The 18,205-nt window shown below is 44.2% G+C and carries 13 protein-coding genes; 2 read left to right on the top strand and 11 right to left on the bottom strand.

Annotation, left to right across the window (positions count from 1 at the left end):
• Positions 1-11 precede the first annotated feature (11 nt).
• From J2Z20_RS03555 to leuC, 11 genes are all read right to left on the bottom strand, one after another.
• Positions 12-473, bottom strand: a complete 462-nt coding sequence (locus J2Z20_RS03555) for a GNAT family N-acetyltransferase (RefSeq protein WP_245251848.1) — start codon at positions 471-473, stop codon at positions 12-14.
• A 196-nt stretch (positions 474-669) separates the two neighbouring features.
• Positions 670-2,523: an ABC transporter ATP-binding protein gene (locus J2Z20_RS03550; RefSeq protein ID WP_209845446.1), complete on the bottom strand. Its 1,854-nt coding sequence runs from the start codon at positions 2,521-2,523 to the stop codon at positions 670-672.
• A gap of 2 nt (positions 2,524-2,525) precedes the next feature.
• The gene (locus J2Z20_RS03545) at positions 2,526-4,292 is read right to left on the bottom strand and encodes an ABC transporter ATP-binding protein (protein ID WP_209845444.1); all 1,767 of its coding nucleotides are present in this window, start codon (positions 4,290-4,292) and stop codon (positions 2,526-2,528) included.
• 213 nt (positions 4,293-4,505) lie between these two features.
• Positions 4,506-8,174, bottom strand: coding sequence for a dynamin family protein (locus J2Z20_RS03540; protein WP_209845442.1), 3,669 nt, complete (start codon positions 8,172-8,174; stop codon positions 4,506-4,508).
• A gap of 154 nt (positions 8,175-8,328) precedes the next feature.
• On the bottom strand, positions 8,329-8,589 hold the full coding sequence (locus J2Z20_RS03535; protein ID WP_209845440.1) for an NAD/NADP transhydrogenase alpha subunit: 261 nt from the start codon (positions 8,587-8,589) through the stop codon (positions 8,329-8,331).
• Positions 8,590-8,607: 18 nt separating this feature from the next.
• The gene (gene nth / locus J2Z20_RS03530; RefSeq protein WP_209845438.1) at positions 8,608-9,297 is read right to left on the bottom strand and encodes an endonuclease III; all 690 of its coding nucleotides are present in this window, start codon (positions 9,295-9,297) and stop codon (positions 8,608-8,610) included.
• A gap of 120 nt (positions 9,298-9,417) precedes the next feature.
• The gene (locus J2Z20_RS03525; RefSeq protein WP_209845436.1) at positions 9,418-12,156 is read right to left on the bottom strand and encodes an S-layer homology domain-containing protein; all 2,739 of its coding nucleotides are present in this window, start codon (positions 12,154-12,156) and stop codon (positions 9,418-9,420) included.
• A gap of 65 nt (positions 12,157-12,221) precedes the next feature.
• Positions 12,222-12,839: a GerMN domain-containing protein gene (locus tag J2Z20_RS03520; protein ID WP_209845434.1), complete on the bottom strand. Its 618-nt coding sequence runs from the start codon at positions 12,837-12,839 to the stop codon at positions 12,222-12,224.
• A 28-nt stretch (positions 12,840-12,867) separates the two neighbouring features.
• Positions 12,868-14,292 (bottom strand): N-acetylmuramoyl-L-alanine amidase, encoded by a 1,425-nt coding sequence (locus J2Z20_RS03515; RefSeq protein ID WP_209845432.1) that lies wholly within the window; start codon positions 14,290-14,292, stop codon positions 12,868-12,870.
• A gap of 215 nt (positions 14,293-14,507) precedes the next feature.
• On the bottom strand, positions 14,508-15,110 hold the full coding sequence (gene leuD, locus J2Z20_RS03510; protein ID WP_209845430.1) for a 3-isopropylmalate dehydratase small subunit: 603 nt from the start codon (positions 15,108-15,110) through the stop codon (positions 14,508-14,510).
• 26 nt (positions 15,111-15,136) lie between these two features.
• Positions 15,137-16,561: a 3-isopropylmalate dehydratase large subunit gene (gene leuC, locus J2Z20_RS03505; RefSeq protein WP_415639979.1), complete on the bottom strand. Its 1,425-nt coding sequence runs from the start codon at positions 16,559-16,561 to the stop codon at positions 15,137-15,139.
• A 155-nt stretch (positions 16,562-16,716) separates the two neighbouring features.
• Between leuC and J2Z20_RS03500 the strand changes: the two genes are divergently transcribed.
• Both J2Z20_RS03500 and J2Z20_RS03495 read left to right on the top strand, forming a co-directional pair.
• A complete protein-coding gene (locus J2Z20_RS03500; RefSeq protein WP_209845426.1) occupies positions 16,717-17,625 on the top strand; it encodes a LysR family transcriptional regulator in 909 nt (302 codons plus the stop codon).
• A 97-nt stretch (positions 17,626-17,722) separates the two neighbouring features.
• On the top strand, positions 17,723-18,181 hold the full coding sequence (locus tag J2Z20_RS03495) for a MarR family winged helix-turn-helix transcriptional regulator (RefSeq protein ID WP_209845424.1): 459 nt from the start codon (positions 17,723-17,725) through the stop codon (positions 18,179-18,181).
• Positions 18,182-18,205 lie beyond the last annotated feature (24 nt).

Below are 18,205 nucleotides of genomic sequence, written 5' to 3'. Positions count from 1 at the left end.
ATTTCATTCAATTACTTCATCGTTTTAATAAATCGATATCTGTTGAATTCGAATCCCACGCGCTCATAAAAAGCATATGCAGGGGAATTCTTCTCCCGGCTGCTTCTGCTGGCTACGAACAGCTCAGAACATCCTCGTTCGGCTGCCCACGCCTCTGCTTGAGCGATAAGACGTTTGCCAATACCCATTCTTCTTTGTGGTTCAAAAATGACAAGCGACGTAATTTGCGCAGTAGAATCTGGCAGGACGCGTGATGTAATATGACGTAAGCTAATCATGCCAACGACTTTACCGTCCAACTCTGCAACGAAAGTACAATACATGGGATCATGTGCGATCAGTTCCATCTGCTCACGCATAACGTTCAGCGTAGTAGGATACTTCAGCTCGCGCATAAGCTGTGTAAGTGACTCCACGTCTTCACTTTGAGACTTACGGACGACCAATACCGGAGCTTCTACACTAATTCCCATCACAGTACCTCACTTGAAGCAGTTCTGCGACTCTATTTGACATTTTCAAATATCCCCCCTGATGAGTATGACAATCTACAACTCTATTTTCGTGTTTTTACACAGCGATTACAATAGCGGGTTACGAGGGAAATATGAAAAATCCGTGACAAATCGTTTAAAGTCACAAATATATTACAAATACCGGAACTTATGCTTACAGAAAACGGAACTGAGCTTCAATCAAGCCGTAATAGATTCCTTGCTTCTGCAATAGCTGCTCATGATTACCTTCTTCTTTAATCTCTCCGTGATCCAGAACAACGATGCGGTTAGCATTACGAATCGTCGACAGACGATGTGCCACGATAAATGATGTTCTCCCCTTAAGCAGCACCTGCAGCGCTTCCTGAATTTTAAGCTCTGTCTCAGTATCAATGCTCGCTGTAGCTTCGTCTAAGATCAATATACGGGGGTCTGCAAGAAGTGCCCGCGCGAATGACAACAACTGACGTTGACCCATAGACAGCGCATTTCCTCGCTCTTCAACTTCCGTATCGTAACCATTAGGAAGATGAATGATAAAATCATGCGCATGAACGGCTTTGGCTACGGCCTCAATCTCTTCATCAGTGGCATCTAGACGACCGAACCGAATATTATCACGAATCGTACCCGAGAAAATAAATGTATCCTGAAGCACAATCCCAATCTGACTGCGAAGGCTCTGTACCGTAACATCACGAATATCGTATCCGTCAATCGTAATTCGCCCGTCCGTTATATCATAAAAACGGCTGAGCAAATTAATGATCGTACTTTTCCCTGAACCCGTATGTCCGACAAGAGCGATCGATTGACCCGCTTCGACTTGCAAGTTTATACCTTTTAAAGCAGGACGATTCTTCTCGTATTCGAACACAACATTTTCAAACTGAATATCACCCTTGATTTGCGGCAACTCGGCAGCTCCCGGTTGATCAACGACCTTCGGCTTCTCATCCATATACTCAAAAATCCGCTCAGAGGAAGCCATCGCAACGAGGAGCTGATTGTACATTTGACCCAGTCTGTTAATGGGGTCCCAGAAATTGCCTACATAGTTTGTAAATGCTACGAGCAAACCGATGGTCACTTCACCTGTCTGAATTAAATAAGCTCCGTACCAGAACAAAATAAATGTTCCAATCCCCCCGGTAACTTCAATCAAAGGACCAAATGTTTGGTTCATAGCGGATGCTTTATCCCAAGATCTCTTGCTCGTCATGTTCATCAAGTCAAAGTATTTCATATTTTCTTGTTCTTGCGTAAACGCTTGTGTAACACGAATCCCTTGAATGGATTCATTCAAATGGGAGTTAATGCGCGAGTTCTTCGCACGTACATCTTGCCAAGCAATCCGGATCGTTCTCCGCAGCTTTGTAGAAATAAAGAACATCACTGGCACAGTCAACATGACCGCAAGACCCAGCTTCCAGTTAATCAACAGTAAGATGATCACAATTCCTATTAACTGAATACAGTCAATAAGCATGTTGACGACACCGTTCGTGAACAAATCTTGCAATGAGTTTACATCATTCGTCACACGAACCAGTACAGAACCTGCAGGTCTTTTATCAAAGAATGAAAAGGACAGCTTCTGAATGTGCTTGAACAAATCTGCACGTAAATCATAGATGACGCGTTGTCCAATAATATTTGTATATTTGATTCGGTACGTACCTGCTGCCCATTGAATGATATAAAGGATCAGGGCGGCCGCTGTGATCATATAGAGCAGTTTCAAGCTAGGTTCTGACAAGGCTGGACTAATCGCTTTATCGATAGCCATACTCGTCAAATACGGAACTGTCAGCTTTGTGATCGTCGCTATTATCATGACACCTAGAACTTTAGGAAGTAGCTGTCTGCTATAAGGCTTCATATAACTAAATAACCGTCTAAATTGCCCCCAGTTAAACTCTTTATCAATGACTTCGTCATCCTGATATACGAATCGATCCTCCGTTTTAATAGAGGACTTATGTTTACTCTTGGGCTCTTTCTCGATTACAACTTCAGTGCTCATGATTACACCTGCCCTCCTGCCTTACCCGAAACACGGGTCAAATGATCCGCATATTGTATACGGTATACATCTTGATAAGGCCCAGGAATATTCGTTAATTGTTCATGAGTTCCCCTTTGCACAATGCGGCCTTCATTTAGAACAAGAATTTCATCCGCATGGCGAAGCGAAGAGATCCGGTGTGCAATAATAAACGTTGTCCGGCCCTGCATTACTTCTTGGAAGCCTGCTTGAATTTCGTGCTCTGTTTCCATATCGACCGCACTTGTAGCATCGTCCAGAATGAGAATTTTCGGATTTTTAAGGAGCGCACGAGCAATAGCGATCCGCTGCTTTTGCCCTCCGGACAATCCCATCCCCCGTTCACCGACTACGGTATCGTAGCCTTCCGGGAGCTCCATAATGAACTCATGTGCTTTGGCTAACTGTGCTGCGCGAATAACATCATCCATGCTTACATCTTTAAGGCCGTATGCAATATTGCCTCGAATGCTGGATGAGAACAGAAATGTCTCTTGGAACACCGCTGATATTTGACTGCGAAGACTTTGCACCTTAATATTTCGAATATCTATACCGTCGATCTTTATCGCCCCTTGATTCACATCATAAGCCCGCATTAACAGTTGGATAATGGTCGATTTCCCTGATCCTGTGCCGCCAAGAATACCAATCACTGTTCCTGGAGGGGCATCCAAATGAATATCAACAACAGCCGGCATTTTATTTCCGTAGGCAAAAGTAACATGATCGAATGTTACATGCCCTTTCACATTTTGCGATTCAAGCAAGACTGCTTCAGGCTCATCATGAACATCAACATGTTGCTGAAGCAGTTCCATGACACGTTCTCCCGAAGCTTTAGACTGCGTATAGTTGTTAATATGGAATCCGATACTCCACATCGGATTAATAATGTACCAGATTAGACTAAAGAAAGCGACAAGTTCTCCAAGAGAAAGCGCTTTCCGAATAACGAGTGTTCCGCCAACGCCTAACAGAATGATGATACAAGCAGATGCGAGCAGTTCCATAAAAGGAAAATACCGAGCCCATAAAGCAGCCGCATTCACTTGGTTCTCCTGATACCTTCCGTTACGAAGAGCGAACTTATCAACTTCAAACGGTTCTCTCGCAAATGATTTTACCGTTCGCACACCTGTAATGTTCTCCTGCACTGCAGTCGTTAAGGAGCTGAGTGCGAGTCTCATCTCTTGGAATGCGGGATGGATTTTAGACTCGAAGCGGAGAGCGACGAAAGTCAGTATGGGAATCGTAATTAATGAAATTAGCGTTAACTGCCAATTGATGGACATCATCATCATGGAGCCAAACAGTACCATAAAGAACAAATTTAATAATTGGGCGAATCCAAATCCTATGAAATTTCGAATCGCTTCCAAATCCCCGGTCAAGCGTGACATTAAATCCCCAGTTTTTGCTGTGTCATAGTAACGGAACGAGAGAAACTGCAATTTTTCATAACATGCATTTCGCAGTCGGTACGCCAAATAGTTCCCGAGCCGTCCGCCGAAAAATCCATGTAAAAACAGAAGCCCTGCTTTCAGAATGACTACGGCAATGAGAGTGAGTGCTAGAACTGGTAGAGTATCAAACTGCTTTGGAACGATGACTTCGTCAATAAGTTTCCGAAGTAAGTTAGGGTATACAAGCCCAAGCGCAGTAGCGGCTGCGAGACAGAGAACGGATAATAACAAGAAGCTCATCTTCTCCTTGTAGTAGCGCTGCAGTTGCCTCAGTACATTCATGTAATTCCTCCTATTCACCGTTTACCCTCAAAATGTGGAACATTTAAGAAGTTTATCACCCTGCATTGACAACAGCAAAGGGGATAATCGACCAGATATCCCCTCATTTTACGATCATTAGGCATTACTCTAAACGAATCGAGTGATTATTTTGAAATATTTAATAATCCTTTATTTTCCTATGATGGATATGAAAACGTTTGTAAATTCCAATTAAGCCGTTATTTCCACTTCCATCTGAGCCAATTCCTCTGAAAGATGAACCCACTCTTCCGTCCGTTCAGACATTTGTAAGGAAGATCGAATCCCTTGAATGCTCTCATTCAATTGTTCTAAGGCTTGATCACCTAGCCTCATGAGACGCTTACGGCTTCCTTCTATATAAAACGTAAGAAGCGGCTGCTTCACATCATGAACCGCTCGTTCGACCGCTTCATTCAGAGGACCTTCCAACGCTTCGCGCAGTCGTTTTTTTCCATCGCCTTCAAAGAAGGCTTTCGCATTTTTAAACAGAGGCCACAATGTCTTGAAATCAACAGGACTCGGCAAATGAACCTCGTTAAGCTCTGGAGTAGTCCAATCATAGGATTCTGGTTGCGATACCATGAGGCTCTCTGACAATTCAGCGATTTTATCAGCACATTCGGTAAAGCATTCGCTGAGCTTGCGATCGGTCGATCGCTCCATACGGAGAGTTGTTGCAAGCAGTTCCTGTCTAAGTTCAATTGACAGCTTCCGTATCAATTCCCGTCCGCTGGCGATAAATATTTTTTTCAGATCACCGGCATCTTCCCTTAAGATAGAAGGATGGAACGAATCCTGCACTAAATCTCCCATTTGAAAACGAAGCCGCTGCCGAACATGGAATAACAACTCACTCAGCTCGCGATCGATTGTCCGGCTCAGATCCGTATTTTTTAGCTGAGCAATAAGCTCGGCTGCCTTCAATTCATCACTTTGGAGCTTCTGAAGCTGAGCCTCCTTCTCCAATTGACCTTGCTGCGCAGTTCTTATCCACTCGTCAACTCTGTGACGGGCGAGCAGAACATCCTTGGCTGCGGCAGATGCCGCAAGACCCGCTAAATCTTCTTCTGCAAAGGAAGCGAATCGCTCTTCAAATGTATATAGTCCCGATTCTTTCAGTTTGTCCTCGTCATTAGCCAGCTTCGCATCCAGAGCCCCAATACTCGAAAGCGGGAAAATTTGCGGTGAATGAATACCTGAAAGGGCCAAATTAGTACGAACATGCTCGGTCACATCGGCAAGCTCTTCCTTTGACGAAGCAAGGTCCGCTGCATTTACAATGAAAAACATTTTATCGAGCGCAAAGCTGCCCTTCACTCTGCCGAGCTGCATTAAGAAGCTCCGATCGGCTTGAGAGAACGCATGGTTGTAATAGGTAACGAATACGATTGCATCTGCATTTTTCATATAACTAAACGTAACACCCGTATGTCTCGCATGGATGGAGTCTGCTCCCGGCGTATCGACGAGCACAATACCCTGCTCCGTTAGATCACAGCTGTAATACAGATCAATTTGCTTCACAAAACACGATTTATTCTCTTCGGCTACAAATGAACGGTAAGCTTGTATATCGACGACGAAACTTTCTCCAAGCAAGCTCTCGGCTTGCTCCCATCCATCAGCAGCTGCTTTTAGAAAGCTGTAATGCGCTCTGCCAGCAGGATGGATCTTCTCTGGACGCAATTCTTTTACGCTTTGCAGCCAGCTGCCCTCTTTAAAATCACCTAACTCCAATATGGAAAAGGAATAAGCAATGTCTTCAAAAAGAGCTTCCCGGCTCTTCATCTTCACGGATGCACTTCCATGAGCGTACTCGCCTTCTGGCGCCATAATTCGGTTGATCGCCGCCGTTGTCGGATGCGGCGATACGGGTAGCACATTCGCGCCAAGCAGCGCATTGGCGAACGAGGACTTCCCGGCGCTGAACGCTCCGAACAGCGCCACCGTGAACCGGCCGCCCGCCAGCTCGGCGGCCCGGCTGCGCAGCCCCCTCACCACCGCGGTCATCGCGGGGTAAGGGGCGAGCAGCCCAGCAGCACGTTCAAGCCGCGCTGCTGCGACGTAGAGCCGCTGCCGCCGCCCGGAGGCGGCCAGCGGCGAAAGCGCCGTGCGCTGCCGGCTTGCCGCGGCCGGCGCAGGCGCAGGAGCCGCCGCTTCGCTGGCCACAGGCTGCGGCGGCGGCTCTTCGTCGCTCACCTGCGGCAGGATGCCGGGGGTGAGCGTTGGCCGCGCAGTCAGCCCAGCCTGCAGGCTGGCTGCGCGCTCTGCCGCCTCCCGCTTGAGCGCAGCGTAGCGGGTGGCGGCGGTTTGCTGCGCGTGCAGCGAAGCCTGCTGCGCAGCAAGGTGTTGCCGCGCGGCGGTCACGCGCGGCGCGAACGCAGCCAGCAGCCCGTCCGCGAGCGCGAGGGCTGCACGGCGGTAGCGCGCCATGATAGCGGCGCGCAGCTCAGCAGTGTAATTGAGCGTATATGTATTCGAAATAACCGCATTCGGATTCACGAGTGAGGTGATAAGCTCTATATCCATTACAGGCAGTTCTTCATCGAGACGGTTCTCATCTTCATCTCCCCAAATTTCTAATTCCTTTCCCCATTTCACGAGCAAATTACGAACATGGATGTCCATTTGTGCATTGACTTGTTCCTTCAGCTTCTGCTCGAATAGATTCAGTCTCCGCCTTTTCTCCTCTTCTGTTTTTGACCCAGCAAATAAGAAGCCTACTTTAAAATTCGCTTGTGCGCTCTCTAAATATTGATGTGCTGCGTCACGCAGCTCTGCAGGCATAATGTGCGCATTCTCCAGCAATCGATCTAAACTGCTTTGAAAACGCTGACGCTCTGTCTCTATTAGACGATCCAGCCTTTCAAATTCCTGCTGAATAGAATCTAACTGTTGCTTTAGTCTCACAGCCCCTTCCTCACCGCCCATTTGCTCAAGAAGGCGCTCTAGTTCATCTTGCAGATTCTCTTCATACTGTTTGAGATGCTCTTGCACCGTGTAATAAGCTGAACAGTAGAGACTATGATTCACGAGCTCTGTACGCTTTGCAAGAAGTCCAGCAATCAACTTCTTCATTTTGTACCATTCATTAAAGGCATGTTCAGGCTGCTTAACGGAAACATAAATGATCCCTGCGGGCCTTACTTGCCATGCCTCGAACGACCGCTCTACTTCTTCCTTATAGAGTGCAAAAGAAAGCTCCTGCTCCCGATGCTTATCTATTTGATTCACAATCATATAGATTGGCTTGCCCCACTCGGACAATTGTTTAGCAAAAGCCAAATTCGTTTCCGACTGCACATGATTATAATCCATGACATAGAACACAGCATCTGCTAAATGAAGCGCTGAATTCGTCGCCATTCCATGAGCAGCATCCGTAGAATCAACGCCGGGCGTATCAAGAAGAACACCGTTACCTCCTAGAAACGGCAGCTCATCCCATACTTCTATGTATGTATAGTTATTACCGTTACGGCAATATTGCTCCAGCTCATCAAGCGAAACTTCGATTCTATGAGTATGAGAGCTGCTTGAACCATCTTCATTTTTGATCGCAGCCGTTATCATTGCCCGCGGACTCCCGTTACGAATGGCAACGACATTCGCACTCGTCGGAACTGGACTTGATGGAAGCACCTTTTTAACGCATAACTGATTAATTAAACTCGATTTACCTGCCGAAAAATGACCGCAAAACGCAATCGTCAGCTCACCCGATAGCTGTTTATGAAGTAAATCTCTCATTTTCTCAGCTGAAGAAAGATCACCAAAATGAATAAATTGTTGCTCTAATCTGTGTAATATCGTATCTATGGACGTACTCGCATTTGTTGTAACCGTTTGCACATTCATGCCCTCCATCCGCTGCATTCCTTATCTGTTCTATGAAATAGTTATATTTTAGCATTGAAAACCGATAAAGGAAATGGTTCTGAATGCAAAAAGAAACCGAAGCTTTGCTTCGGTCCCTCTTCCACTTCCATCTTTATTTATGATTCGTTCTAATTTATTCCGCTTTCGGAATAATAATTTCGAATACTTTGCCATGCTGCAAAATCGTAATGCCGCGATTTTTCTCTTTCATGACAACGACTTCTGGCTTCTGTGTCATTCTCTCTAAATAATGTTCTGGAACTTCTCCGGAATGACTAAATGTAACGCCGTCCATTTCATGCTCTTCATTCTCAGGAAAATCACTTACGATTACTTTTTCAAATACATCAGAAAACTGTTCAAAATTGTCGGTGTAAACGGAAATACATTTCATTACTTTCAACCTCATCTTCTAGATAGTCTTTTTCTTCTGAACTTGTTCCTTATCTTTCCTGTTCAGGGGCGATTTCATACGTTTTTTCCCTTCCCTGCATATGTCTAGGAGCGGACATTCTGGGCATTGTGGATTTTGAGCTTTGCAATGATATCGTCCAAAAAAAATGAGGCGGTGATGCGTGATTGTCCACTCATCTCGCGGAACTCGCTTCATCAGTTTCTTTTCCACTTCCAAGACAGTATCGTTCCAATTTGCAAGCCCAAGTCGTTTGGCGACCCGTTCAACATGCGTATCGACGGCTATAGCTGGTACATCAAAAGCATTAGACACAACTACATTTGCCGTCTTGCGACCGACTCCTGGAAGCTGAACTAACAATTCATGCTCTCTAGGCACTTCTCCGCCGTACTTGTCAATTAGAATCCGGCACAGGCTTTGAATGTGCTTTGCTTTATTTCGGTACAGCCCAATGCGCCGAATATCTTGCTCCAATTCCTCAAGCGGTACCGCTATGTAATCGTGCGGCGTCTTGTACTTTTTAAACAAATCAGCCGTTACTTTGTTGACCGTTTCATCTGTACACTGCGCAGACAAGAGGACGGCAATTGTCAGCTCAAACGCATTCGTATGATTCAATTCGCAGCGCGCATCTGGAAACATTGCACCGATCGTATCCAAAATATAACGGACCGTCTTAGCATTCATGGCAGGCACCCCCCACAACAAAACTTACAGTTCTTATTATAAAGGAAGATTCGTCCGACATAAAAAACCGTCCTGATACGGATCAGTCCGATCAGGACGGTTAATCTCGAAAGAAAGGAACTATTGTTTTTCAATCTCAACAATAACGTCATTGTTGAAATACAAAACAATTTTATCATTATCTCGCAAAGTTTGCACGGTTAAGTTCGTGTCACCTTGGTGAACAAATACGTCAGAAGCCGTTTTGAATCGATAATTGTTATCCATCGTCGAGTCACGCTTCACGTAAATTTCCCCTGAAGCAGTATCATATTTCCAAAATAATTTGGAAGACGAAGTCAACACTTTGAAAATAGGCTTGCCATCGACATCTTTGCGAGCTTCAACTCGGTCTCCTACGGTAAGAGCCGTTACACTCGAGCTTGTTATTCCGCTCCTGTCTACTTTAACGCCGCCGGTTACGCTAAACGATTCTACTTTTCCATTGCCGCTTTGAACGGTAACGGTCTGACCGGAGCTATCGATATTCGTAACTTTGCCGACCGTAATTTTCACAACTTGTACTGAAACCGGTAACGTACCGTTAAGAATAACGTTTATCGTTTGACCCGGACGAAGATCCGGAGCTTTGATCAACTGGCCTGTTTCTGAAGTAATAATAGGCTGATCGATATAGAACTCGCTAGTAACTCCGTTTGCCTTCACACGAACACGGTAGTTATTGTCTACAGACACGACTTCAAACTGAGCTACGGATTGTACAGTCAATTTGCTTACAGCCGTTTGAGTCGAATTCAGCAGTGCAACCACTTTAGTACCTGCACTTAAGTCTGACAATACAGCATTTGTTTTCCCGAACCATTCCACCATTGGAGTAGATGATCCATATGAAAGGTTCAATGACTTACCATCTGCTTGTAAAATCGTTATCGTGCGATCTGACGTATTCGCTGATACAAATGTACCTTCGTATTTGTATACGATTTGTAGAGATAGGGCACGAGTATCAATATAGCTAATATTGATTTTACGCCCCTCAGTTAACTGCGGTTCAATACCTGCTAATGTCGGTTGTTTTGAATCGTAGTCAAGCTTTGTTTTCGCATCAAGCGTAAACACATGAGGTGTTTTTTTACTATCCAAAACGGTAAGTACTTTCGTCTTAGGATTATAGGAATCAATAATTGCTTCGTTCATTACCTTCATTTGACGGTTCAGCACTTCAATGCGTGTAACCTCATTTTGAGCGTTTAAAGTCAACTCGACTTGATCGCCGTTATCTGAATCCGCAATTAAATCATCTAACGTAGGATTAGCAACGCCGTTAATGACAACTTGAACATCTTTAGCAAGCAGTTTCACATCGAGCCCATCATCTTTTTTGTACGTAATGGTCGTCTGGTTAGGACCAATATCAAACAGTGAACCGCGCACCGTATATTCTGTTCCTTTTGTGACTTCAATCGATTGAATCACGCTGTCAACAACTGCATATTTGACGGTCGATCCGATCTTCAGTTCATCCAAGTTTAATAGTTCATTTTGATATCGAATTATAGAAAGATCATTCAATTTATACTGTTCAGTTGCTCCTGATGCATCATTCAACGTAACTGTTTTGTTGGTAAGATCTACAGATTGAATGGTTCCTGTACTTGTCTTATTAATAGATCCTGATTTAACGCGTACAATAATCGGCTTCTTCTCTGCAGAGAATGTTTCACGCTGCACTTCAACTTCGCTGTCTGGAGCAATATTGTCAGCTTTTATCGCAATTCCATTTTGATCTAGGAATACTGTGCCGGAATCAAATGTGAATGAAGCAGGGTTGTCATCTACGAATAACCAAAGCTTATTGCCTGCAGCAACTCGAATGAACGAACCTTCGACGCTTTCCAACTGAGGAGTCGCATCCGTCGTCTCTACATAAGCTGCAGCGCCAGCGCTATCAATGACCGATACTTTAGTATACAGTTTCAGGTCGCTGAACTGCACTTTATTGTCAGAAGTACTTGTGTAATATACTGTATTGTTGCCGAGCGTGAAGATGCGAGATTTGCCATTCACATACAGCGTGATGCTCTGATTTGTCAGGCCCGTAACGACACCCTCATATTCGTTGCTGTAGCCTGGATTTACATAGGCTTGTCCACGACTGAAGAAGGTCGCGAGCTGAGCTCTTGTTACAGAACCTAATGGATCAAATCGGTTGCCTTCAATCCCTTTTGTTAGATTCAAATTAAGAGCAACATTTATGTATCCTCTTGCCGAAGCAGAAATTTGACTGTTATCGACGAATGAAGTTGCCGTATTTTTAGCCTCTTCAGCCTCCGCCTTTTTACCTAATGCTCTTACGATAATTTTCGTAATCCATTCACGAGAAGCCTTTTGCTCTCCCCACGACTTACCGGATTTCTCAGCATTAACTGCGGCTTCCTCTTCATCTTTATTCAGCAAATTTTGCTGGAAAGCAAGTGCAATATACGGTTTGTAGTAATCTCCGGCTGTAATATGGTCAGGCAAAACAACATTCGTACCGCTCGTTAATGAGCCTTCTAAGTTCATAAACCGAATAGCCATCGTGATCGCTTCTTGCTGAGTCACGTTGTCATTAGGACGAAATTGTCCATTGTTTCCTTTTACGATCCCTTGTGCAGCCAGTTTGTAAATATGTTTCTCAGCCCAGAAGCCGCTCTTCACGTCGCTGAATAAAGAAACGGATGGTGCGGTTTGACTCGTTTGTATAGCGCCTGCTGTATCAGCGAAGACTGCAGCACCACCGCTAAAGCTCATGGCCGCAGCGAGCATGGCGGACAACATTTTTTTTGAATGATTGAATTTTCGATTATTAGAAACCATCTCTTCACCTCTTATGTAAAATGAAATCCTGTTACCATGTTCGGGCACATGCCATGAGCTTTCCCTTATTGTGATGAATCGCGCTTCATCGGATGGTCTAAGTCTACATGGCCCATTAATGAGTCTACTTGTTTGCCATCGACAAGAATATCGATCGTTTTTACTTCTTCAAACTGAAACAGCGTTTTCTTGAGCGAATCTAATGCAAATTGCTCCTCTTCCGAACCCAGTCTTGCTGCATCAGGAAGCGTGAGATCTATAGTCAAATCACCGTTATGAATCTTTACACTTTTGAAAATCACTTTTGGCCAAAGCGGAAACAGCTTAGGATCGTCACTCGTTTGAAGCGCTTTTAATGCGGCCTCATATTTCTGAATATCGCTCTCAAACGAAATTTCCTTCTGTGCTTCGACAAGTTTAGTAGCTTGGTCATCATTGTAATAAACTTTAATGATTGCCTTTTGCGTTTTATTAGCATTATCTTTAACCGTATTATTCACTTCAGTCTTTTGACTTTCTGTGTTACTTCCAGCTCCATTCGATAAAGCTGCCCTTGACTGGCCTTGTACAGTATCGCTCTTTGAACCAGAATTACTTGGCGCAGCTGTCGGTTTTTGTCCGCAGCCTGCAGCGGTAACGAGAAGAATTGCTAACAGACCAGTTACCCATATTTTTTTATTCATACTGCCGCCTCCTTTGAAGGACACACCCCTATTTAACTCCAAGATATTCCTTGATACCGGCTACAATGCCGCCTGCAACGTTATTTCGGAAGCTGTCAGTGAACATTTTGGCTTCATCACCCGCATTGCTTATGTACCCAGCTTCCAGCAAGACGGCCGGCATTGTCGTTTCACGAATAACGTGGAAATTGCCATATGCGACGCCGCGATCTTTAAGTCCTGATGATGATACTAGATACTTATGCATCACTTTCGCGAGCGGAATGCTCTCAGAACGTTGATAATAGGTTTCTACACCAGATGCAGTAGGAGATGTACTGCTGTTCGCATGGATTGAAATGAAGATATCTGCTTTTAGATCCTCTGCAATTTTAACTCGCTCGCTTAATTCCAAGAATGTATCATCCGATCGAGTCAAGACGACAGAAATATTTGGATCATTTTTCAGCAGATTTTGTACTTTCAAAGCAAGTGCCAGGTTTTGCACTTTCTCCTGCATATTATTAATACCAATCGCGCCCGGATCTTTAGCTCCGTGCCCTGCATCGATGACGACAATTTTTTTGCCGTTGTGATTATCAGGTGCTGGATTAGCGGCCTCTCCATTTAAATCTACTACGATCAGAGAGGAATTTCCATCCCCGCCCGTGACTGTGTAATTGGATGGGCTGTTTAAATCAATAACAAACCGAATCGTTGGAGGGTTGTCCGAAAACTTCGCATAGCGAACTTTCGAAACTTGCGGATATCCCGTTACCGCTAATTCTCCAGAAAAAGTCTCGCTTACCGATTGATTCGCCAAGAAAGTGTCCGAGTATTTAGAACCAGGCAGATCAACGACGATCCGATCCGGTCCAGACATCTTGAATACATTAGGCTTCACGCTGCCGCTGACAGCGATCATCAACTGGTTATCTTCAAAGCTTACACCGTTAACAAGTGCTAAATTATCATTTGGAACTGTCGAACCCACATCAGAACCTGCACCCGTATTTCCGCCAGTTGGTGGGACTGCTACTTTAGGGCTTGTCAAATACACCGTTTTGGTGTTATTATCCCATCCTACAATGAGTCCCATCTGTTCGCTGACGAATCTGAGCGGTATAATGACCGTACCTGTTCCGCGAATGATTGGAGAAGCATTTAAACGAACGGAAGTTCCGTTCACGGTCGCCGTCTGTTGACCAACAACTAACTTAATTTCCTTTGAAGCATCTTTTATGGTTACCGTGCGCGTCTTTTGATCCCATAAGACGTTAAAACCCAGCTGCTCCACGACGACACGAATTGGAATCATTACATTGCCATTCACATTTTCAACTTCAACACCTTGCGGGAGGGTCAGAGTTTGTCCATCCAGTACTATGGATGTTTTCACCTGCGCCGCACTCCCCGCGTTTGGGAACGCCATCATGAAGACAACCAAAAACATTAAAATTCCAAATTTCTTCATCATTCACCCCTACCATTCTTAAATTTGCCGCATTTTGGCGTTAATAGATTCTGGCATTCAACATCGTTCGCCAGTCGATATAATAAACGCCATCAACTATGAAAAGTTGCGCATTTATTCCATAATAACAAAAAAAACTTCTATCTCCTAGATAAGGAAATAGAAGTTTTATATTTTTTATCAAAAAATGTTGATAGATTATAAGTTTTGTCGCACTAAGCGAACAGTTTAGCTGCGTTTCGTTCTTCGAATGAAGCAATTTTGTCTTCGTGTTGCAGCGTAAGACCGATGTCATCTAAACCAAGAAGCAAAAATTGACGACGGTGCTCATCCAAATCAAAAGTATAGTGAAGTCCATAGTTATCGGAAATCGTTTTGTTTTCCAAATCAACGTTTAATTGATACCCGTCATGTGCTGCAGTACGCTTAAACAATTCCTCTACTTGTTCTTCCGATAATTTGATCGGTAAAATGCCGTTTTTGAAGCAGTTGTTATAGAAAATATCGGCGTAAGAAGGTGCAATAACGACTTGAAATCCGTAATCTAGAATCGCCCAAGGAGCGTGTTCACGGGAAGATCCGCAGCCGAAATTGGCACGTGAAATTAGGATGGAGGCCCCTTCGTACCGCGGTTTATTCATTTCAAACTGTGGATTTACGTTGCCTTGCTGATCAAAACGCCACTCATAAAACAGAAATTGTCCGAATCCAGTTCTTTCAATGCGTTTTAAAAATTGTTTAGGAATAATGGCATCCGTATCGACGTTCACTCGGTCTACAGGAGCTACAATACCTGTCAATTGTTTAAATGGTTGCATACTCAGTTCCCCTCTCTGCCCGTTTATTAGCTAACAACTTCCGCTTTAAAATTCCAATCACGCACATCGACAAAACGGCCTTTTATTGCCGCTGCTGCAGCCATAGCCGGTGATACAAGATGGGTACGTCCACCCCGGCCTTGGCGACCTTCAAAGTTCCGGTTAGACGTAGATGCGCAGCGCTGACCTGGCTCAAGGACGTCAGGGTTCATGGCGAGACACATGCTGCAGCCTGCATCGCGCCATTCAAAGCCCGCTTCTTTAAAAATTTGATCAAGACCTTCCTTCTCAGCTTGCAGTTTAACACGTCCTGATCCTGGGACGACAATGGCTGTCACTTTATCAGACACTTTGTATCCCTTCGCAACTTCTGCAGCAGCACGTAAGTCTTCAATCCGTCCATTCGTACAAGAACCGATAAACACATAATCGATTTCAATTTCGGTCATCGGTGTTCCTGGTGTAAGCCCCATATATTCAAGCGCTTTTTCCGCTGCTTTACGTTCATTATCGGTAGTGAAATCAGCAGGATTAGGTACAGTTCCATTAATATCCGTACCCATCCCTGGACTTGTACCCCAAGTGACTTGAGGAATGAGTGATTCTACATCGAATTCGACGACGCGATCATACACAGCACCTTCATCTGTGGCAAGCTTCTTCCATGCTTCAACAGCTTCGTTAAACGCATCTCCTTGAGGAACATACTCGCGGCCTTTCAAATATTCGAAAGTCGTTTCATCTGGTGCGATCAGTCCAGCTCTAGCGCCTGCTTCAATCGACATATTGCAGACAGTCATTCGCTCTTCCATCGTCAAATCACGAATCGCTTGACCTGTATATTCAATAACATATCCTGTTGCAAAATCTGTGCCGTACTTGGCAATGAGTCCAAGAATCATATCTTTTGCCGTTACGCCTGGTTTCCGTTTCCCAACAAAACGAACTTCGAGCGTCTTCGCTTTCGCTTGTTGTAAACATTGGGTTGCAAGTACATGTTCAACTTCACTAGTGCCAATACCGAAAGCAAGGGCGCCAAACGCACCGTGAGTCGACGTATGGCTGTCACCGCATACAATGGTTTTACCTGGATGTGTCAACCCAACCTCAGGGCCCATAACGTGAACGACCCCTTGGTCGACTGAATTGAGATCGAATAATTTGACACCGAAATCTTCACAGTTTTTAGCAAGTGTGTCGATTTGTTGTTTAGAAATGGGGTCTTGAATATTGTAGCGATCTTTAGTTGGAACGTTGTGGTCCATTGTTGCAAAAGTTAGCTCGGGTCTGCGCACCTTACGACCGCTAAGGCGAAGGCCTTCAAAAGCCTGCGGTGAAGTTACTTCATGGACCAAATGCAAATCGATATAAATGATGCTGGGCTTACCTTCTTCTTGATGAATTACATGATTTTCCCAAATTTTTTCATACATCGTCTTTTTACTCATCATATCACCCCACACGAAGTTTCGAACGTATTTCGAAGGCCGAGTCTCAGGCGCTCCGTTTGTTGAAATCAATATATCATTTCTTTATTCATTGTTCCAAGATATAATAACTATAGAAGTAATAGGAATAACTTATAAGTGGACAATAGGGTGATCATATGGAATTAAGACAATTGCTGTACACGCTGCAAATTGCTGAGGAACGGAATTTCTCGCGCGCAGCGGAGAAGCTGCATATCGCTCAGCCCTCGCTCAGCCAGCAATTATCTAAGCTGGAGAAGGAGCTTGGAGTGATGCTGTTTCAAAGGAACACAAGCACGGTTGAATTAACGCATGCTGGAGTCAGCTTTATAGAGCATGCACAGAAAATTATGGACGCAGTAGAACAATTAAAGCAAGAGATGGCTGACATTTCTCAACTTCATAAGGGACGGGTTATTATCGGCAGTATGCCAATAACAGGGTCACATTTGCTGCCTCATGTCCTTCCTGCATTTCGTGAAAGTTATCCAGGGATCGAAATAACGCTGCTAGAAGACACTTCGATGAACTTGGAGAAGCTGACAGCAAACGGTCAAACTGATTTGAGCCTGCTTTCTTTGCCGCTAGCTGAGCCTTCACTTACTTATGAACCGATTGGTATAGAGCGAATTGATTTGGCTGTTCCGCCAAACCATCCGCTTGCAAAACGTGCGGCAAATTGGCCATCGATGCGAGTATCGATTGAAGAGCTAAAAGATGAATCCTTTGTGGTCCTTAAGAAAGGTCAAGGTTTTCGAACGATTACAGTCGATTTGTGCCGTCAGGCAGGCTTTGAGCCGAATGTCGTCTTTGAGAGCAACAACATTGAAACGGTCCAATCTCTGGTTGCTACAGGAATGGGAATTACGTTTGTCCCTCAATTTATCGCGCGGGCCCGCAGAAGTGAATTTATTCCTGTCTATTTGCCGCTAGCTGAACCTGTACCAAACCGGACTCTCGTCATCGCTTATCGCAAAGGAAGATATTTATCCAAAGCTGCGGAGGCATTCATTGAGACGTTCAAGAAGACGCTCGAAAAACTGTAACAAACGATAACTAATTTTACATGTTTTCGATCTGATCTAATATAGTTCATATATGAACTGTTCATTTATGAACTATATTAGAAAGGACGGATGTAAAATGGATTACAATGACGAACGAACAAAAAAAGCAGCAGAGATTTTCCAATCATTCTGGGCCATTAATAAAATTACATCAAAATTGACACAGCAAAATGCTGAAAGTCTAGGATTAACCTTGCAACAATTAGCGGTACTGAATACGTTGTTCTCATTCCCCGGCCTGACATTGAAGCAATTAACCGAAAGACTTATGTCTCCAAAGAGTACCGTTAGTGTAAGCGTAGATGGACTTGTTAATCTAAGGTTGGTTGAACGGAACATTTCCGAAGCGGATCGCAGAGAAATTAAGTTGAATCTGACAAATGAGGGGAAAGAACTTTCCAAGAAATCAAGTGAAAATGCCCCTTCTTACAAAGCCATGATTTTTGCACTGGATAAAATGTCTAAAGAAGATATTCAATCTCTACTAAGAATTCATAAAGAGCTGTCCCAACATTTAGAGCATTTTCACGAATAATTCTCTTTAGATAATTTCTATAAT

It is taken from the genome of Paenibacillus sediminis, from assembly GCF_017873765.1.
Lineage (GTDB): Bacteria > Bacillota > Bacilli > Paenibacillales > Paenibacillaceae > Paenibacillus_AG > Paenibacillus_AG sediminis.
Note: the sequence above shows the minus strand (reverse complement) of the source record. Positions and strands in the feature narration are given on the sequence as shown.